This is a genomic window from Enterococcus sp. DIV1444a (genome assembly GCF_051712125.1).
Classification (GTDB): Bacteria; Bacillota; Bacilli; order Lactobacillales; family Enterococcaceae; genus Enterococcus; species Enterococcus faecalis.
Window position 1 is genome coordinate 2190280 of sequence record NZ_JBIOOG010000001.1, and the last position, 20265, is coordinate 2210544.

20 protein-coding genes are annotated in these 20265 nt (G+C 37.8%); 6 read left to right on the top strand and 14 right to left on the bottom strand.

Annotated features, from left to right (window positions below):
- Positions 1–12: 12 nt before the first annotated feature.
- From IGI87_RS10460 to IGI87_RS10495, 8 genes are all read right to left on the bottom strand, one after another.
- Positions 13–1161 (bottom strand): glycerate kinase, encoded by a 1149-nt coding sequence (locus IGI87_RS10460; protein ID WP_438736959.1) that lies wholly within the window; start codon positions 1159–1161, stop codon positions 13–15.
- Positions 1162–1182: 21 nt separating this feature from the next.
- A complete protein-coding gene (locus IGI87_RS10465) occupies positions 1183–2475 on the bottom strand; it encodes a GntP family permease (protein WP_002359581.1) in 1293 nt (430 codons plus the stop codon).
- A 109-nt stretch (positions 2476–2584) separates the two neighbouring features.
- Complete coding sequence (locus IGI87_RS10470) at positions 2585–3268, bottom strand: TVP38/TMEM64 family protein (protein ID WP_438736961.1); 684 nt, start codon at positions 3266–3268, stop codon at positions 2585–2587.
- A 149-nt stretch (positions 3269–3417) separates the two neighbouring features.
- Positions 3418–4491, bottom strand: a complete 1074-nt coding sequence (locus IGI87_RS10475; protein ID WP_438736963.1) for an ABC transporter substrate-binding protein — start codon at positions 4489–4491, stop codon at positions 3418–3420.
- A complete protein-coding gene (locus IGI87_RS10480) occupies positions 4488–5324 on the bottom strand; it encodes an ABC transporter permease (protein ID WP_002356512.1) in 837 nt (278 codons plus the stop codon). The genes IGI87_RS10475 and IGI87_RS10480 overlap by 4 nt, the downstream gene beginning before the upstream one ends.
- On the bottom strand, positions 5324–6130 hold the full coding sequence (locus IGI87_RS10485; RefSeq protein WP_438736965.1) for an ABC transporter permease: 807 nt from the start codon (positions 6128–6130) through the stop codon (positions 5324–5326). Before IGI87_RS10485 ends, IGI87_RS10480 begins: the two co-directional genes overlap by 1 nt.
- 18 nt (positions 6131–6148) lie before the next feature.
- Positions 6149–7234 (bottom strand): ABC transporter ATP-binding protein, encoded by a 1086-nt coding sequence (locus IGI87_RS10490; RefSeq protein WP_002356508.1) that lies wholly within the window; start codon positions 7232–7234, stop codon positions 6149–6151.
- A gap of 25 nt (positions 7235–7259) precedes the next feature.
- Positions 7260–7802, bottom strand: a complete 543-nt coding sequence (locus IGI87_RS10495; protein ID WP_002356507.1) for a helix-turn-helix domain-containing protein — start codon at positions 7800–7802, stop codon at positions 7260–7262.
- A gap of 261 nt (positions 7803–8063) precedes the next feature.
- Here IGI87_RS10495 and IGI87_RS10500 point away from each other — a divergent pair, with 261 nt between their 5' ends.
- From IGI87_RS10500 to IGI87_RS10515, 4 genes are read left to right on the top strand one after another with little or no spacing between them, the layout of a single operon-like run.
- Positions 8064–9056 carry a YhdH/YhfP family quinone oxidoreductase gene (locus IGI87_RS10500; RefSeq protein WP_113794501.1) on the top strand — a complete coding sequence of 331 codons (993 nt, stop codon included), beginning with the start codon at positions 8064–8066 and terminating at the stop codon, positions 9054–9056.
- 15 nt (positions 9057–9071) lie between these two features.
- Positions 9072–9845, top strand: coding sequence for a phosphopantothenate--cysteine ligase (gene coaB, locus IGI87_RS10505; protein WP_438736967.1), 774 nt, complete (start codon positions 9072–9074; stop codon positions 9843–9845).
- Positions 9842–10396: a phosphopantothenoylcysteine decarboxylase gene (gene coaC / locus IGI87_RS10510; protein WP_438736969.1), complete on the top strand. Its 555-nt coding sequence runs from the start codon at positions 9842–9844 to the stop codon at positions 10394–10396. Before coaB ends, coaC begins: the two co-directional genes overlap by 4 nt.
- Before the next feature lie 3 nt (positions 10397–10399).
- Positions 10400–11035, top strand: coding sequence for an ECF transporter S component (locus tag IGI87_RS10515; protein ID WP_104854898.1), 636 nt, complete (start codon positions 10400–10402; stop codon positions 11033–11035).
- 51 nt (positions 11036–11086) lie between these two features.
- Here the strand turns inward: IGI87_RS10515 and IGI87_RS10520 are convergent, their stop codons facing one another.
- Both IGI87_RS10520 and IGI87_RS10525 read right to left on the bottom strand, forming a co-directional pair.
- Complete coding sequence (locus IGI87_RS10520; protein ID WP_104854884.1) at positions 11087–12295, bottom strand: aminoacyltransferase; 1209 nt, start codon at positions 12293–12295, stop codon at positions 11087–11089.
- 237 nt (positions 12296–12532) lie between these two features.
- Positions 12533–13039, bottom strand: a complete 507-nt coding sequence (locus tag IGI87_RS10525) for a QueT transporter family protein (protein WP_002356499.1) — start codon at positions 13037–13039, stop codon at positions 12533–12535.
- A 262-nt stretch (positions 13040–13301) separates the two neighbouring features.
- Here IGI87_RS10525 and IGI87_RS10530 point away from each other — a divergent pair, with 262 nt between their 5' ends.
- Entirely contained in the window at positions 13302–14261 is a 960-nt protein-coding gene (locus IGI87_RS10530) for a diacylglycerol/lipid kinase family protein (protein ID WP_438736971.1), read from the top strand.
- 66 nt (positions 14262–14327) lie between these two features.
- On the opposite strand, the gene recD2 is transcribed toward IGI87_RS10530, so the two are convergent.
- From recD2 to IGI87_RS10550, 4 genes are all read right to left on the bottom strand, one after another.
- Positions 14328–16937, bottom strand: a complete 2610-nt coding sequence (gene recD2, locus IGI87_RS10535; RefSeq protein ID WP_438736973.1) for an SF1B family DNA helicase RecD2 — start codon at positions 16935–16937, stop codon at positions 14328–14330.
- Between the two features lie 26 nt (positions 16938–16963).
- Positions 16964–17608, bottom strand: a complete 645-nt coding sequence (locus IGI87_RS10540) for a histidine phosphatase family protein (protein ID WP_438736975.1) — start codon at positions 17606–17608, stop codon at positions 16964–16966.
- Positions 17609–17823: 215 nt separating this feature from the next.
- Positions 17824–18330, bottom strand: a complete 507-nt coding sequence (gene trmL / locus IGI87_RS10545) for a tRNA (uridine(34)/cytosine(34)/5-carboxymethylaminomethyluridine(34)-2'-O)-methyltransferase TrmL (protein WP_002356493.1) — start codon at positions 18328–18330, stop codon at positions 17824–17826.
- A 310-nt stretch (positions 18331–18640) separates the two neighbouring features.
- Positions 18641–19486 (bottom strand): methyltransferase domain-containing protein, encoded by an 846-nt coding sequence (locus IGI87_RS10550; protein WP_438736977.1) that lies wholly within the window; start codon positions 19484–19486, stop codon positions 18641–18643.
- Between the two features lie 129 nt (positions 19487–19615).
- Here IGI87_RS10550 and cutC point away from each other — a divergent pair, with 129 nt between their 5' ends.
- Positions 19616–20245, top strand: a complete 630-nt coding sequence (gene cutC, locus IGI87_RS10555) for a copper homeostasis protein CutC (RefSeq protein WP_202566569.1) — start codon at positions 19616–19618, stop codon at positions 20243–20245.
- The last annotated feature ends 20 nt before the right edge of the window (positions 20246–20265 follow it).

A 20265-nucleotide genomic window follows, 5' to 3' on the forward strand; every position in this document is an offset into this window, starting at 1 on the left:
CATGGTTAGTTCTTAGTCACAAGGCAGCAGCTGTAATGTACGAGCAATATTTTCAACGGTTCTTTCTAAGTTAATTGGTCCATTTTTCAATGCTGCTTCCAATGGTTCGGCTTTGGCCAAAATTCCAAAAATAGCCGTCATCCCTTCTTCATAAAGGACATCCACATCTTTGCCGATATAGCCAGCACAAGCGAAAACCGGTTTTTGATACTTCTTGGCCAAACGTGAGACGCCATAAGGGGCTTTGCCGAATTTTGTTTGAAAATCCATCCCACCTTCACCAGTAAAGACATAATCAGCGGCTTTTATTTTTTCTTCTAATTGATTCACTTCTACGACAATATCAATCCCTGGGCGTAACTGAGCTTTCGTGAATGCTAGTAACCCTGCACCCAAACCACCAGCAGCTCCTGCGCCTGGCATCATCTCAACATCAATGCCGACCTCTTTTTTGATAATCGCTGCATAATGGGCTAAGTTTTTATCTAATTGAGCCACCATTTCTTCTGTCGCACCTTTTTGCGGACCAAAGACATGAGACGCCCCTGTTGGCCCTGTTAGTGGGTTATTCACATCACTTGCTACTAGAACTTCGGTAGCAAAAATACGTTGATCAAACTCTGTTAAATCGATCTGCGCCAGTTTATCTAATGCACCACCGCCACGTGTCAATTCTTGCCCTTCCTTGTCTAACAAACGCGCACCAAGTGCCTGAATCATACCTGCACCCCCATCATTTGTCACGCTACCACCAATACCGATAATGATTTTTTTTGCCCCATGATTGAGCGCATGTTGAATCATTTCTCCTGTACCATAAGTAGAAGTGATCAAGGGATTACGTTCTGCTGCTTTGACCAATTCAATTCCGTTGGCTTTCGCCATTTCAATGACCACCGTTTCTTGGTCACCTAATAAGCCGTAATAGGTTTCAACGATTTGATCAGGAAGCGGTCCTGCCACACGCACTGGTACTCTTGTGCCTCCTGTTGCATCCACTAAGGAATCCACCGTTCCTTCCCCGCCATCTGCCATCGGGACATGTTGAATGTCTGCATCTTTAAATACAGCTAAAATCCCTTTTTCCATTGCCAGACAGGCTTCTTTTGCACTCATACTTTCTTTAAATGAGTCTGGAGCCAAAACAAATTTTTTCGTCATCTTTTCGCGCCTACTTTCCAACTAGTTTAAAATAAAGCCATATAAAATGGTTGCAACAATCGTCATTACCCCACCGACACACATTTCATAAGGAATCACTCGAATTCTTTCTTTAATCGTCATATTCATACTTTGTGCCGTAATATGGAAATAATTGCCTTGAGGAACACTATCAATCACAGTTGCCCCAGTATGCACCATGACTGCTGCTGAAAGTGAAGATGTGCCCATATCTAAAATCGCTGGTCCAAAAGAACCGGTCGCTAAAATAACCGCTGTGGATGTTGAACCAACTGCTAAGCCCATTAAAATACCAGAAATTGGTGCCAAGAAGGTTCCAGAAATTCCCATTACAGAAATTAAGTGGACAATTTGTGTTGATAAATCAGAAACAGAAATTAATCCAGCAATTGCACCTGCACCAATTAAAATTAAAACGGTATCGGTTACTCTCTTCAAGCCAGAAGACGCATAAAAAGCCAGTTGTTTTGTTTGCCCAATCGCAATTGTCCCAACAACTGAGGCGAACGGCAAAATATACAGAGCATCAATATTCAAACTTTTGATGAAAGAAATATTTAAAACGGCGCCAATCGGATTAAGTAATAATAAGACAATCGCTAACACTGGCGCGATTAACGCCTTTTTCAAAGGTAATAATTCTTTTGTTTGTTCCTCCACAAGATCCGTCTCTTTGACCATTGATCCTTTGCTTCTCATGATATTTGCAAGAACAACAGCCGTAATTAAACCAAAGACGGCTGGAATAAAGCCAGCAATCATAACGTCACTTAGAGGTAAATCAAAGCCGTTCGCCGCTGCAATAGTATTTGGATTAGGCGAAATAATATTGCCCGCTTTGCCGCCACCTGATAAAGCAATCAATAATGATAACTTACTGATACCTGTACTTTTCCCAACGGATAGAGCAATCGGGGCAACGATTAACACTGCAACAGGAATGAATACGCCCACTGCTGTAATTACCATTGTGGATAATGCCAAAGATAAAATAGCTTTTTTCTCGCCCAGCTTTTGTACAATGGCGTTGGCAATTGATTCTGCCGCACCGGATTCCATCATCACACCCGCCAACATGCCGGCTGCTAAGACACGGATTGCGGTTCCCATAATACTTTGTGTTCCGTTTAATAGAACAGCGACTGTATCTGACAGGGAAGCGCCTCCAATAAGACAACCAACAATTGCACCAAAAAACAAGGAATACACAGGATTAAATTTTTTCAAAATTAATACTATCGCTACAACTAATCCTAAAATTGCAGCAACCCAAGATATTGTAATATCTGGCATTCAAAATCAGCTCCTTAAATTGTTTACGCTTTCATTTTATCAAAGTCCTTTCTTTTTAAAATTGTAAATTTAACAGGATTTATTGTTCAAATGCACAAAAAAACCGTTCTTAAAGAACAGTTTTTTGAAATCTTTTTCTATCTTTCTCAATAATGACCACCAAGCCAACGAATAAAAGAACACTCACAATTAACAACACAGCCGTTTTATTATATCCATGAAATAGCGCTTCGCCTCCACATGCGTAAAGTATTGAGGAAGGGATCACGCCAATCAATATAGCGGCTACTAAATTTTTTAATGTCAACTGCATAGTATCCGCAGCAAAATTAATCACCGAAGAAGGAATAATTGGAATCATGTAGCCCACCATAATCCCCATTTTTGGATGCTTCATCCGCTGAATGGCCTGGACCCAATGATTGGTCTCCGTTTTTTTATCTAAAAATTTTATATGATGCATCAAAAAGATCGCAACTAAATTTCCCATACTATTCCCTAAAACATTAATGAGTGTGCCGCTAAAGGGACCAAAACTCAATCCTGCAATCACACCAATTACCGAGGTTGGAATCCCTGGTACTGCACACATGATCGCGGTCAAAAAAACTAACAATAGCGCTGCTGAAAAACCATGTGAACGAATTCGTTCTAATAATTGTGTCTTACTGGCTTTAGGATTCAAAAATAATTGAATATCTGTTTGATATTCTAGATACAAACGGTAACCCACCAGCAGGATTAAAATAAGCCCGCTACTGATTAGTAGTATTCGGATTGTTTTCCTCTTCATTTTCTTTGCTCCTTTTATGCTTTATACAAAGTGTAGCACAGGTTTCTTCGTGCCTCAATTAGAAGCTTGTATGAATAAAAGCCGCCCCTAAAAGTTAGACTAAAAAATCTAACTTTTAGGGGCGATTCGAAAGTTACGAAGGTATTTTTTTATTTCCGATACATTTTAAACTCCAAGAACAGATCGTTATAAATTCCTAAGTATTCTTGACCTAAGTCTTGGTAAACTTCTAAATGTTTGATGGTTTCGTCATCTGGATAAAATTGTTTATCTTCGGCAACTTCTTTTGGTAATAGTTTTTTAGCTTCTTTATTTGGTGTGGAATAACCAATATATTCTGCGTTTTGTGCTGCATTTTCTGGTCGCAACATAAAGTTCATAAATGCATAGGCACCATCTTTATTTTTGGCTGTCTTAGGCATCACAATGTTATCAAACCATAGATTAGAGCCTTCACTGGGAATCACATAATGTAGATGTTCATTATTTTCTAGCATTTCAGCTGCTTCACCAGAGAAAGTTACAGCAACTGCACTTTCTTCATTAGCCATGTACATTTTGATTTCATCGGCAACAATTGCTTTAACATTGTTCGTTAATCGGTTTAACTTATCGGTAGCCTGACGTAATTGTTGGTCGTTTTTACTGTTTAACGAATAGCCTAAACTGTTCAAAGATAATCCTAACACTTCGCGAGCGCCATCAATCAGCATGACATTATTTTTTAATTCCGGGCGCCATAAATCATCCCAATGTTGGATCTGACGGCCGTCAATAAATTTATCATTATAAATAATCCCCAACGTGCCCCAGAAGTATGGAACGGAAAACTTATTTTTGGGATCAAAAGATTGATCTAAAAAGCGTGCATCAATGTTTTCTAAGCCTTTTAATTTGCTGTGATTAAGTGGTAAAAGCATCTTCGCTTTCATCATTTTTTGAATCATATATTCAGAAGGAATGGCAATATCATAGGCTGTGCCACCTTGCTGAATTTTTGTATACATGGCTTCATTAGAATCAAAGGTTTCGTAATTGACTTTATAGCCTGTTTCTTTTTCAAATTTCTTAATCAAGGCCGGATCTATATAGTCCCCCCAATTGTAAATGGTTAAGGTATCTGCTCCTGCCATGCCACTTGCTTTCTCCAATTGGCGCACGCCAAAAAACAAGATGACAATAATAGCGATAATTCCAATAAAAAGTGACTGTAATTTTTTCATTTTAACTTGGCCACCTCACTTTGTTCCCGACGCATTTTCTTTAAACGTTTTGGCGTATTGTCTTTACTGATAAAGTAATAACCGACAACTAGAATCATTGAGAATAGGAACACTAACGCACTTAAGGCATTGATTTCTAAACTAATTCCCTGACGTGCTCGTGAATAAATTTCAACAGATAATGTTGAAAAACCATTGCCTGTCACAAAGAATGTTACGGCAAAATCGTCCAACGAATAAGTAAAGGCCATAAAGTAGCCAGCAATAATTCCTGGCGCTAAAAAAGGCAAAATGATATTTTTAATCACTTGAACATTATTGGCCCCTAAATCCCGTGCCGCATCTACCATGGAGTCGTTCATCTCTTGTAGTTTTGGTAAAACCATTAAAACAACAATTGGAATACTAAAGGCAATATGCGACAATAACACACTTGTAAAACCTAAACTGATAAACCCTACTGCCGTGAAGAAAATTAAGAAACTGGCCCCAATAATAACATCTGGTGAAACGAGTAAAATGTTATTAAAGCTAAGCAATGTGTTCCGGTTTTTACGACGTTTTGTATAATAAATCCCCATCGCACCAAATGTTCCAATGATGGTTGCTATTAAAGCCGATAAGAAAGCTAACAAAAATGTATTCAGAACAATGGTTAACAAACGTGTGTCTTCAAAAACGTTCCGATAATTATCTAACGTAAAACCAGTAAACTGATTCATCGTTTGCGTGTCGTTAAACGAATAAAAAATCAAATAAAAGATTGGTGCGTACAGTAGCGCAAAGACAACGAATAAATACACATAAGACCATTTAAACTTTTTCTTTTGCATTATTTGCCACGCCCTTTCTTCTTCTCACCCGTCAGCAACATCACAATAAACATGGCAACAATTAAAATCACACCAATTGTTGAACCCATACCCCAGTTTTGCGTTACTAAGAAGTGTTCCTCAATCGCCGTCCCCAACGTAATCACCCGATTGCCGCCAATTAAACGCGTTAACATAAAGAGCGAGAGCGAAGGAATAAAGACAGCTTGAACACCACTTTTCACACCGTTTAGGGAGAGAGGAAAAATGACCCGGCGGAACGTTTCCGCACTGCTAGCTCCTAAGTCCCGACTAGCACTAATCAATGAAGGATTCATCTCTTCTAAGGCATTAAAAATCGGCATAATCATAAATGGAATTTCAATATACGTTGCGACAAATAAAAAACTGATATCTGTAAACAGAATTTGGTGCGTGCCCAAACCCATAAAACTCATAAACTGATTGATACTCCCATGAATACTGAAAATCCCAATAAAGGCATAAGCTTTTAATAATAAATTCACCCACGTTGGTAAAATAACCAGCATTAACCATAACTGTTTATGCTTGAGCTTTGTCAAAAAATAAGCCGTAGGATAACTTACCAATAACGTAAAAATGGTAATCAGAAAAGCATACCAAACCGAATTAATGGTCATACTTAAATATGTTCCTGATGTAAAATACGTTTGGTAATTCGCCAAAGTAAACTGGCCATTCATATCGAAAAATGATTGATAAATAATCATTAGCACTGGCGCAATGACGAATAAAAGTAACCACATTACATAGGGAATCGAATAAATTCGACGCATTGTTTTCATTTTATTTTCCCCTTTCGTTTACTCGTCGTAACTTTCTAAACGGGCATCAAAGTCTTCTTCTGATTCATTGAAACGCATCACGTGAATATCTTCTGGCTCAAAAGATAGCCCCACTTGAGCCCCTTCTTTGGCTTTTCGAGTGGAATGCACCATCCATTCGTTTCCTTGTTCATCAAAACAAATAATTTCATAATGAACGCCGCGGAATAACTGTGTGTCCACCGTTACGGTTAGCTTGCCTTTTTCAAGCGTGGTAATCGTTAAGTCTTCTGGACGCAAAACGACTTCTACAGGTTCATTTTTCCGCATGCCGCCATCGACACATTCAAACTTTTTGCCCACAAATGAAACTAAATTATCTTCCAGCATCACGCCATCCACAATATTACTTTCCCCCACAAAGTCAGCGACAAAGTGATTAATCGGTTCATCATAAATATCAACTGGTGTGCCACTTTGCACGATATGGCCTTTATTCATGACAAAAATTTCATCGCTCATCGCTAATGCTTCTTCTTGATCATGGGTCACAAAAATAAAAGTAATCCCTAAACGTTGTTGTAAATCACGTAGTTCATATTGCATCGCTGTGCGTAATTTCAAATCTAAAGCGGATAACGGCTCATCTAAAAGCAATACTTTTGGCTCATTCACAATCGCTCGAGCAATTGCGACCCGCTGACGTTGACCCCCAGACATTTCACTAATTTCACGTGTTTCGTAGCCCGGTAATTGAACCAAACGTAATGCCTCTTTCACTTTTTTTTCAATTTCTGCTTTAGATAGTTTTTTGATTTTTAAACCAAACGCAACATTATCAAAAACATTCATGTGAGGAAACAAAGCATAATCCTGAAACACGGTATTGACTTGGCGTTTATTGGCAGGTACATCATTTATTCTTTTGCCATCAAAATAAACATCGCCAGAAGTCACATCATTGAATCCCGCAATAATACGCAAAATCGTTGTTTTGCCACATCCTGAAGGTCCTAATAACGTATAAAATTTTCCTTCTTCAATTTCAAAGCTGACATTTTTTAATACTGGTTCATCGTCAAATTGTTTGACAACATTTTCAAATGAAATCACATGGTTTCTCACTGGATAAACTCCTCCATTTCGTCCTTTATAAATACGATTCTGTCGCCACAATTAACGCACGACTTTTTCCTCGACCATTGTTGCTAATTTGGTGAGGTTCTGTTGCTTGGTAATACATGGTTTGACCTTTTTTAGCAATATACGTGGCTTCCCCTAATGTCAAACGAATGGAGCCATCAATCACATAAATAAATGTTTCCGATAGAGAAGGTTCAAACGTTTTATATTCGCCATTTTTATCAAAAGTAATAATGACAGGTTCCATTTCTTTTTCATTTGAGGCTGGAATTAACCATTTTAGTTCATAGCCATGTTCTTCATCATAATAGAGGGTACTTTCTTCTTCATTGTAGACAATTTTCTGTTCAAGCGGTTGTTGACTAAAAAACTGCTCTGGCGTCACGCCTAGGACTTCTAAAATTGAGAAAAATGTTTCCATTGATGGTGAGCTTAAATCCCGCTCCAATTGGGAAATATAGCCTTTGGATAAATCCGTTCTTTCGCCTAATTCTTCTTGCGTTAAATTTTTCTGAATGCGTAAATTTCTCAACTTCTCACCAATTTCCATGGCACACCTCGTTTCTATTTCAACTAATCTTTTCAACAAAAGTTTTGTAATACTAAACTTACAGTTTAGTTTTACCTTTTTTAGTATACGAACTTTTTGAAAAATTTCAACCATTTTTCTTTATTTTTCTAGTTTAATTGTCACACAATCTTTCTTTTCTGTATAACTTACTGTTTATAAGAAGAAAAATGATACGAAAAAATCAGAATATGATAAAATAAGACGAGTTGCTTTTTACATAATTGGAAGGAGCGTTTTTATATGAATTCATTTCAAGCATTTACGTTAAGAGAACAAGACACATCTGTTATTGGTCAACTAGAAACCATTACTTTAGACGATTTATCAGAAGGCACTGTAATAATCAAAGCAGCCTACTCCTCAGTTAACTTTAAAGACTCTTTAGCTTCAAAAAAAGACGGCGGTGTGATTCGCAATTATCCAATGATTCCAGGAATTGATGTCAGTGGCACTGTCGTCGCATCGGAAGATCCTCGTTTCAAAGAAGGCGATAAAGTGATCGTAACAGGCTATCAATTAGGGGTTAGTCATACTGGTGGTTATTCTGAATATGTACGTGTTCCTGGTGATTGGGTAGTTCCACTTCCTGAAAAAATGAGTCTCAAAGAAGCAATGATTTTTGGAACTGCTGGCTTTACGGCAGGATTATCTGTCACAGCTTTAGAAGACGATGGCTTACGAGACGACAAAGAAGCCCCCATTATTGTAACTGGTGCGACAGGCGGTGTGGCGACATTGTCTATTGCGATGTTGCATCAATTAGGCTACACTTCAATCACTGCATTAACTAGAAAGCCAGATTCTTTTGAGCTTTTAAAAGAGTTAGGTGTTAGTGAATGCTTATTAGTAGAAGATTTCTTAGCAACTCCTGTTAAAGCATTAATGAAACAGCGTTTTGCTTTTGCAATTGATACTACTGGTGGGGAAATTACTTCTGCTGTTTTACCACAACTTCGTTATGATGGCCGTTCAGCCATTTGTGGCCGTGCTGCTGGAATTACATTAGAGACAACCGTTTTACCCTTTATTTTACGGGGCGTTCATTTATTGGGCATTGATTCGGTTAATGTTGGTATGGACAAACGAAAAACAGTTTGGCAACGTCTGGCGACTGATTTAGACATCACTGAAAAAGCTGTGTATCAAGAGATTACTTTAGAAGAACTTCCCCCTGTTTTTGAAGCATTACAAGCAGGCCAACATATTGGACGGACCATTGTCCGAATTTCTTAAGGAGGCGTTTTGATTATGGATGTTTTAGTTACTGCTGGCGGAACGTCAGAACCGATTGATAATGTTCGTTCAATTACCAATCATTCTTCTGGCGGACTAGGAAAAGCAATTGCTGAAAGTTTTTTAGCTGCTGGACACACCGTAACCTATGTAACAACCAAACATGCATTACGTCCAACGCAACAATTGGACTTATCAATTAAAGAAATAGAAACAACGGTTGAATTAGCCACTACGTTAGAACAACTCTTCGCTGAAAAGCAATTTGATGCGATTGTTCACGCAATGGCAGTCAGTGATTTCACGACGGAAACTGCGCAAACGGAAGAACAATTTATTGCCTCTTTTGCTCAACAATTAAGCGAACAAACATTGCCAAAGACCAAAGATGCCTTGGCAACTATCATTCAAAACACATTAAATCAGATTGCTGATATTCCTCAAACAGCAACAAAAATTTCATCCGATACGGATCGATTATTAATTTTTCTAAAGAAAAATCCTAAAGTCATCCAAATGATTCGTGACAACCAACCACAAACTGTTTTAGTTGGCTTTAAATTACTTGTCAACGTTTCACAAGAAGAACTTGTCCAGGTTGCACAAGCCGCTTTGATTAAAAATCGGTGTGACTTTGTCTTAGCCAATGACTTGATGAACGTTCATGAAACTGAACACGAAGGATTATTAATTAACGAAACGGGCATTGTCCAAGAAGCTTGTTCAAAACAAGGGATTGGTTCGATGATCGTTAAAAATGTTGAAAAGAAATGGAGAGAACAACAATGAAAACTATTTTATTAGGTGTCTCTGGCAGCATTTCTGCATATAAAGCAGCAGATATTACAAGTCATCTAACTAAACTTGGGTACAATGTGGAAATTTTAATGACTAAAAGCAGCACGGCGTTCATCACCCCACTGACATTACAATCACTTTCTAAGAATCCGGTGCATACGGATGTTATGATGGAAATTGACTCCAGTAAAATTAATCACATTGAGTTAGCTAAAAAAGCGGATTTATTTTTAGTAGCGCCTGCTTCGGCCAATACAATTGGGAAATTGGCTCATGGGATTGCCGACGACTTATTATCAACAGTTGCTTTGGCACTTTATCCTGAAACCCCAAAAATTATTGCGCCAGCGATGAATACGTATATGTACCAAAACCCCATTGTCCAACGAAATATTGGCATTTTAAAAGAAGTCGGCTATCAAGAAATAATCCCACGCGAGGCTCTTTTAGCTTGTGGTGATTATGGTCGTGGCGCACTTGCCACTGTTGAAGATATCATTCAAACAGTGCTGAAAATTTTATCATCTGATAACAAGGAGTAATTTATGAATAACACGAAAAAATTTACGTTAACAGCAATGTTCTTAGCTATCTTACTTTTACTGGCTTTAACCCCGCTAGGATTCATCACACTAGGCCCTTTAAATTCGACCACGATGCATATTCCTGTAATTATTGGTTCCATTGTTTTAGGACCAAAAATCGGTAGTATGTTGGGCGGCACGTTTGGGGTCATTAGCTTAATTAAAAATACGACAGCACCAACACCTTTGTCGTTTGTTTTTTCTCCATTTATTCCTGTGATTGGTACCGATCATGGTAGTTGGAAAGCTCTTTTAATTGTGCTCATTCCGCGGATTTTAATTGGAGTCGTCCCTTATTTCGCCTACAAATGGCTAAATAAATTAACGAAGGAAAAAGCGCAACCTGTCTCCTTGTTTGTGGCTGGTGTTTTAGGCTCAGCAACGAATACCATTTTAGTCATGAACATGATTTATTTTCTTTTTAATTCCGCTTATGCTGAAATTATTGGTAAAGCTGGAACTGCTGTTTACTTAGCAATTATTGCAACGATTTTCAGTTCTGGTGTGCCAGAAGCTCTTGTTGCTGGTGTAGCTGCTTCAGCAATTGCTAGCGTTTTGCTTCGCTTAATGAAACGGAATGCAACGCAAAAATTATAGAAAAAAACACAAGGACTAAAAATCGAGTTTGATTTTTAGTCCTTGTGTTTTTTATTTATTTTTTTGTTTTCGTAATTTATAGGCATATTCACTGGCTTTAAATAATAATTTATTAACCGGCAAATCAAATTCCCCAATAAATTCATTAATCGTTGGGTTGAAGTTGGCTTTAAACTTAATTAAGCCATCATTTAAACTACCTTCTAAGCCGCCCATATTACAGCTTTCGCACCCACGATTAAAACACTCTTGAATAGCATCTCGCCAAGTCACATAAGTTGGCATGTAGCGTTTATAACGATCATCTAAGCCAGCATAAAGGATTTCACTTGTTGGACCAAATGTCACAGCCAAGGCGCCAGCAACCGTGACGATTTCACCAGCTTCTGCGATATTTTCTTCTAATTCTTTTAGTTCCCGAGTCAAGGAAGCATCTAATTCTTCTAAATTATGGCGCTTTTTCACTTGATTTTCTTTCAAATTACTTAAGTCTTTTTGATTTTTATCATAGCGTTGTTGCGTGCTATCTAAACGTTCCTTTAAATTGACTTGCGCCAGCATAATAAAGGAGTCTTCTGGGTAAATGTTCAACAGCTTCTTAAAGTAATCACTATTCCGTAAAGAAATATGTTGGCGTTCCATGGTTGATTGAATGACTTTTTCAAATTCATCAACAAAGTCGACATGCCCTTGCTGCACAACGACCCCCTTTTTTTCGGCTGTTTTAATCATTTTCTTGGTGCTTTTTGACAATTGTTCCTCACTAAAATCTTCACGATAAATATTCGCTTGGAAACGAGGTTGGATGGTAGCCCCCATATCCATTGTTAGTCCTTGATATTTGGCTCCAGCTTTTTTTAAAGTCTCAATAATGGATGTCGCTTCAGCATGCGGTTGATGTTCTTCTCCCAAATGGAAATCTTGATAGTGAACCGCTGGATCCATTTTTATAAATAAAGCTCGTTTTTTCTTGCCAAATTTTTTCAATTCAGCCATAAAGTAGCTGACCAAACGTTCATTTGTATAGTCCATTATTGGACCTCTTGGTGTATATAACATCGTAAAACCGGCTGGTAATGGTTTGATTAAAACTAAACTTGATGCGACTAATGTATCCTTTTCATAAACCCCAACAATTTCAGAACCCCAGTTATCCTTGACTTTTGCCCATGAAGATGACTGGAGTAAATTACATAATGGGTGATTTTTAACAAATGTATCGTGTACTTCTGCCGGAATACCGATTTTAAATGTGTACATGTTCAAACTCCTCTACTGTGACTTTCCAATAGTCCGTTTATCTTACACTATCATAGTGTATTCCAACAGACTAGTAAAGTTTTACATGAAAATTTTTAGAAAAAATGTAGATCTTATTCTTTATGTAAAAAAGACGAGGTAGAAACAGTTCATTCTATCACTTAGTTAACTAATAGCTACGACACTTTTCTTCACTGCCATTCAAAGGATGAATCATTTCTATCTACATCTTTTCAATTAAATACGTGTTTCAAATTTCAATGACTTGTTGATAAAATACATGATTGGTGCTGAAATCGTCATAATAATCGCTTCACTTAATGCTAACCAACCATAAGTTGTCCAAAATGCTTGACCGCCACTTGGTACTAGCATAAAGGCAATAAAAAACATACTTACAGTGAAAAATAGACTATTTAGACACATTCTAACAGGAATACTTGGTACCTTTTTTTGTAAAAAAGCTGTTAAGCTCAATGCGAATAATGTTTGCGCTCCACCAAACAGAGCATCCATTACACCAAAACCAAAAAATAAGTTAAAAAAGATAACGCCGCCTAAAACACCCCACATCAATTTGCGATTGAAAACGACTAGGTGATTCAAACTTTCTGAAATTCTAAATTGAATCATACCAGAAGAAACTGGCCGAACCAATAAAGAGAGGACAATATATAAGCCCATAATGATACCATTGGCTAAGACTGTTCTTAGCTTTCGATTGGCTTGAAACGAATTTTGCATACTTTTTCCTTCTTTCTCCGAGTTTTTTTACAAGGGATGGTTGATGAACCTTGGTTACAATTGCAACAGTTCACATTCTAATATGGAAAGTCAAAATAGTCAACGAAAGCTCTGTTTTACTTTGCACTTATTTGAAGTTTTCACCTTTCATGCATTATTTCGTGCCTTTTTCTAGTCATTTTTTACTTTTTTAAGCAATCTTTATTCGCAGAAGTTCCTCCCTCTGGTATAATGGACAATAGCGATTCAAAGGAGGAGCTTAATGAACATTCACTACTATCTTATTATCAACGAGCAGGCAAGTAGCGGCAATGGCCGAAAAGTCGCTAGAAAAGTGATTCAACAACTCAAGCAACAAGAACTTAAATATACGGCTCTTTACACTGATTACGCTGGACATGAAAAAGAATTGACGAAGGAACTTGCAGAAACAACTTTACTTCCTTGGTCTGAAGACATAGAAGTTTCAACTTTTCCAATCCTAGTCGTGCTAGGTGGCGATGGCACACTACATAATGTCATTAATTCATTACTTCCATATGATTCAGCTATTCCTTTAAGCTACATTCCGTGTGGCTCTGGAAATGATTTTGCACGAGGGGTGGGATTATCAAGAAATATTGATAAAGCATTGCATCAAATCCTGCGCACTAGACGACCAAAAGAAATTCAAACGATTCATTATGTAGAAGCCAACCAAGAAGAAATCGGCTTAGCCACCAATAATGTTGGCTTAGGATTAGATGCGGCAATCGTGGAAAAAACCAACGAATCGTCATCAAAAAAAGCCTTAAATAAATTTAAGCTTGGCTCGCTTTCCTATATTTCTTCAATCATTCATGTCTTTTTTAAACAAAAGGGCTTTCCAATTTTAGTTGAAATGAATGGTAAACAATACACATTTAATCGTGCTTTCCTATGTACGGTCACAAATCATCCTTATTTTGGCGGGGGTGTATCAATTATGCCGACGGCCAATCCTCGCAAAGCAGTCGTGGACTTAGTTGTCGTGGAACGGATCAACATTTTTAAAATTTTGTGGCTTATTTTCCTATTGCTTCGCCAAAAACAAGGGAAATCTAAGCATTTTCATCATTTTCAATCAAGCAAAATTCGAATTGTTTCGACGATTCCACATGCCGTTCACGCAGATGGCGAAATTTTAGGCAAACGAAGTATTGATATGGTTTACACCACACAAAAACGTTTGTTTTGGTTTTAAGTGAGTCCCTTAAGGTTTAAAAAGAGTGCCATAAGTCAAAACGACTTATGGCACTCTTTCCTTTTCTCACATAAATTGATAAGGCGTCGTATCCTTCATTCCAATCATTGGATCAACAGCATTTGTTTGAATAATTTCGACTGTTAGTCGTGGTTCTTTTGGTAATGATTCTTCGACAACTTTTGTCGCTTTATTTGCTGTTTCTGGGGTTGACTCTTCCACTTCATCAGCAAATAGTGAAACTTCTTGTACCGTCGTGTCAACTAATTGCTCGTCTGTTTCTTTGATCTGATTGGCTTTCGTTGATTGCTGTTCGGTTTCATAAGAGACAGCTTTCGTTTCTTTTTCAGTAAATGGATGGTCTGCCGTTAAGCCTTCTTCATAGGCTTCTAACTGAGTTCTAGTCGTTAAGGTCATTTGTTCTGCGTTCACGATTCGTTCTTTTAACATCGTCATGCGACTAGCCGATTCGTTTTTGACACATGTTTCAAAAGCAGAAACCTCACCTAATAGAATTAATAATTCTTTACTACGTGTCACTGCTGTATATAACAAATTTCGTTGCAGCATTCGGCTATACTGATGGACCATTGGCAGTAACACCATACGGAATTCACTACCTTGCGCTTTATGAATCGAACAACAATACGATAGCGTAATTTTATTCCATTCATTTCTTTTATACGTTACTTCATTATTATTAAACTGTAAAACCAACTCGTCCACTTTGTCCTCTGAGTCTTTGGCTAAAGTAATTCCGACGATTTCTCCCATATCTCCATTGGACACATTTAATTCTGGCGTATTGACTAGTTGCAAAACTTTATCCCCAATCCGATAGACGGTGTCATTCCATTTGACTTCTTTTTTCTTACCATCATTTGGATTGAAGATTTCTTGCATCATCTTATTCAAGGCATCAATGCCGGCCGCGCCACGATACATTGGCGCTAAAACTTGGATATCTTGCGGCGTAAACCCTTTTGCTTTTGCCTTTGTGACGATTTGTCGAATGTATTCTTCGATATGACCAATATCACTTGCAAAGAACGAGCGATCCTTTTGATTTTTTTGAAAATCAGCAGGCAACTTTCCTTCTTTAATTTCATGGGCAAGAGGAATGATACTTGAACCATCTCCCTGACGATAAATTTCGTTTAACTCACATTTGGGAATTTCGTTAATTTGCAATAAGTCATGTAAGACTTGTCCTGGTCCAACAGACGGTAACTGATCCTTATCACCAACAAAAATCACTTGCATGTTTGTCGGAATAGCTTTTAATAACGTATTGGCTAACCAAGTATCCACCATGGACATTTCATCTACAATTAGCAAACCGCCTTCTAATTCTTTCGCTGTTAAACTCGGATTTTTTTCACGACCTGTCAAGCCTAACAAACGGTGGATGGTACTTGCAGGTAAACCTGTCGTTTCGTTCATACGTTTCGCTGCTCGCCCAGTTGGCGCCGCTAGCAAGATCGGAAACATCTCCTGCGTGTAGTCTTTGAGATCTAATGAAAGACCGTTTAGTTCCGCAAACAACGAGACAATCCCATTAATAACAGTTGTTTTCCCTGTTCCGGGCCCTCCAGTTAAAATAAATAACGGCGATTTAATCGCTTCTTCAATCGCTGCTTGCTGCGAGTCGCCATACTGAATATTTAAACGTTTCTCAATCATTCGGATATTTTTTTGGACTTCTTCTTCCTCATAATGAATTTCTTTTTTACGAGAAAGTAAACGCTGAATCGAAGTACCAATGCCCCATTCAGAGAAATAGAGACTGTTCTCAAAAAGTTTAGTCTCTTCTTGTTGGATTTTTCCATGTTCGACTAACGTAATGATTTCATTGACCACTTGATCAGGTGAGATTTCCACTGGGCGACTTGCTTCCAAGGTCCGAATCGCTTCTTCTAACAAAACATCTGCTTGAACATACGTATTGCCTGAGCGAATAGAGTGTTCAAACACTTCATGTAAAATAGCCGCTCGAATTCGAACAGCAGAATCCGCCTGAATGCCGATTTGTTCAGCAATATTGTCCGCTCGTTTAAATCCGACCCCCTCAATATCTTCAACTAACTGATAAGGATTTTCTTGAATCACAGAAAGGGTTTCTTCTTGATAGGTTTGATAAATTGAAAAAGCTAACTGACTACCGAAGCCGTATCGATTTAGTCCCACAATCACTTGCTCCATCCCGTGATTCAAGCGAATTGTTTCGACGATTACTTGACGTTTTTTTTCATTTAAAACAGTAACTTCTTCTAAAACACTTGGGTCATCAATAATTCGGTCAATCGCACTTTCTCCTAATACTTCAACAATTTTTTCAGCTGTTCGTTTACCAATCCCAGGAAATTTATCACTTGATAAGTAGTTAACCACCCCATTAGCTGAAGTCGGTCTTTCTTGTTGGTAACTGTCCACCTGAAACTGTCTGCCATAACGAGGATGGTCCACAAAATGACCAAAGAAACGATAGGGCTCTTCTTCTTGAACTTGGCCAAAACTTCCAGTCACTACAATTTCTTTTTCTAAATAATCTGTATTTGTATCGGTCACATTTACAAGAACGACTTTATAAAAATTACTAGGATTTTCAAAAAAGATTGCTTGTACAGTCCCAACAATAAAGGCTTTTTCTTCGTCCTCACCAAAAAGTGTTACCACCACAAGCCCTCCTTTCTGTTTTGTGCTTATTGGACTTTTTCTTTAGCTAAAAAAGACGTATCATTCCATAGTGTTAAGTCGTATGGCATGTTCCTTGTTGCCTCTTTGGTTTCAAGAATTGAGAGGCTATTGTTTAACAGCCCGCCCATTGTCCGTAATTCTGATAATGGTTTACCAGCCATCGCTTGGATTGCCGCCGTCAGAGCTGCACCGTGTCCGACAAATAGAACTGGGCCTTCGTATTGCTTCGCCGCTTCGACAACTGTTTCTGAAATCCGTTGAATCGCTTGCTCGATCGGTTCACCATCAAAAACTGTTGGATCATACAAATCTAAACGATACCGTAAATGATCTAATTCTTCTCCATAAAAATTACGCATTTCTTCAATATATTGTCCTTCTAAACGACCTAAACCTAATTCTTTTAAGCTATCTGTATAAACAATTTCAACTGGATGATTCAATTCTTGTTGAATTCCCCGCGCAGTATTTTTAGCACGTAACAGCGGACTAGAATAAATTTTTTCAAACGGAATATCTTGTAAATATTGGCCTAATTGTTTAATTTCATCATAACTAGTTGGTAATAACGGCGAATCCCCTGTCATTCCTTGAAATCGTTTCTGTTGATTCCATTCGGTTTTTCCATGTCGTGTAAAATATAATTTCATGTAACTTCTCCAAACTTCTTAATCTCTTCATATGTCTTTCTAGTTTATCACTTCCCTGCGAAAATATCCATGGAAGTTTCTAGTAGTCCAAGCAAAACAAGCCTAGAACAACAATCTAAATTGCTTTTTGTTCTAGGCTTGGAAATTGGGCAACAGTAAAAATAAAACCACTTGCTTCTGACATTTTTGAAAAAAGCGCTGCTGCCCTAACTTTTTTAATCTAATTTATCATTTTCATAATGATGAGTCAGTTCTAAGTTCGGAAAATTTTGCTGACGTAAGGCTTCATAAACAATTAGTGCGGCAGTGTTAGAAAGATTCAATGAGCGCACATGTTCATCATTCATAGGAATTCGGATACACTTTTCTTCGTTTTCTCGCATAAACGTTTCTGGTAAGCCCGTTGTTTCTTTTCCAAAAAGAAAATAATGGTCCTCGCCATCATTATAATTGACCTCGCTGTATGTTTGGTGAGCAAATTTGGTTACTAAATGCAAGTGTTTGCCTGCCACATGGGCTAAAAAGGCAGCCAAATCTTTATGATACGTAATATTTACATCATTCCAATAATCTAATCCGGCACGTTTTAAGTGTTTATCATCTGTTGAAAATCCTAAAGGTTCAATTAAATGCAACGGTGTATTCGTCGCTGCACATGTCCGTGCAATATTTCCAGTATTTGCTGGAATTTGTGGTTCAAATAAAACAATATGGTTCGTCAACTATCTTCAGCTCCTCAAATATCAATCGTATTCATTTTAGCATAAATTCAAAATAAATAGCGCCCATAATACTTATTTTCAAAAAAACCGCATGACGCGATGATGTCAGGCGGCAACTATTTTAACCAATAAAAAAAACGTACCGTCTCGGTGTCTAGCACGGCGAGTCGTTACGTTAGTGAAGGTCTCTTCACTAACTTTTATCAGAACAGGACCCTGATAAAAACCAATGAAAAAACAACTTGTAAGTAATATAACACCAATGTCACTTTATTGCAAGACTTTTTTAGGATTTTCTTCACAAAAAAGTCTATCTTTTACGACCCACTAACAAGCGGACGTCAATCGTGATTTTTTCCAACGGTCGCTGTTGTAGCTCGGCTTTAACTTCTTGAGAAACTTGCCACTCTAATGGCGACATTTCTAATAAATCCAACCGTCTTTCCTCGGGAATGTCAAAGCGATAAGTTATTCGTTCATCTACTTCCACAGCTAATTCCTCGGCAAAACGTTGAACTACTTTTTGATTGGAATAACTTTGTTTCTTTTCGTCATTGGGATAAAAAGCCGCTCGTAATTCCTTTAAATAATGCTCTTCAGGAATAATTTTAATAACAGTCCCTTCAGCTTTTAGTACTCGCCGAAATTCTTGATAATGTGAAGGAGAAAAAATATTTAAAAGCGCATCAAGCCCTTCATCCGCAAATGGCAAATTCGTTAAATCCGCCACACACCAAAAAGCATCAATTGGTTGATTACTTGCTAAATAGATTCCTTCCTTTGATAAATCAAATCCGATTTTCAGTCCAGATAAGCCTGCTTGACTTAACTCAGCTAGAAAACTCCCTTCACCACAACCAACATCGACTACTGTTTTATTTTGAGGAAGATAGTGCATAATTTTGTTTAAAACAGGCGCGTACATGCCACTTTGAATCATTTTTCCTCGAGAAGTAAACATTTTTTTATTATATTCTGTCTGAACGCCATGATTTAGAAAGTATAGCGTGCCTTTCTTGGATAAATCAAATTGATGCCTCTGTTGACAAATCAGACCAACCCCTTCTAAATGCATTGGCTGATGACAAGTTGGACAGCGAAATACGGCTGCTTCTTTTTTCAATAATTGTTGTGCTCGTTCAATTTTCTTTAACATTTAAAACTCCTTACGTTCATCAAATGAACATTTTCTCTTATAAAAAGTTGCACTCTTTTTTACAGGGCTATGGTAGTAAGCAGAATTATGGTACAATGCCTGTGAAGAAAAAGCAAGGAGCGATAAGAAATGATTAAAGAATTCTGTGCCGAAAATTTCACTAAGATTCCCCAAGCTATTCAAAAAGGTGCGAATCGCATCGAATTGTGCGATAACTTAGCCGTGGGTGGAACGACGCCAAGTACTGGTGTTATTGAAGAAGTCTTAGCATACGCTGGCGAACATTCTGTACCAGTGATGACAATCATTCGTCCTCGTGGCGGCAATTTTGTCTATAATGATATTGAATTAAAAATTATGCATACCGATTTAATCGAAGCAAAGAAATTAGGAACCGACGGCATTGTTATTGGCTGTTTAACTGAGGATGGTTGGTTAGATGAAGAAGCTTTGGACTTATTCATTGAAACAGCTGAAGGCTTGCAAATCACTTTCCATATGGCTTTTGACACCTTGTCGAAAGAAAACCAATTTAAAGCGATCGACTGGTTAGCTGAGCGTGGTGTTACGCGTATTTTAACTCATGGTGGACCAGCTGGCACCCCCATCGAAGACAACTTTGATCATTTAAAAGAATTAATTGCCTATGCAGATCAACGGATTCTTATTTTACCAGGTGGCGGTATTTCCACAGAAAACGTTCAAACTGTGATGGACACTTTAAAAGTGACAGAAGTCCATGGCACAAAAATTGTTTAATTTCTTGTATCTAAAAAAGC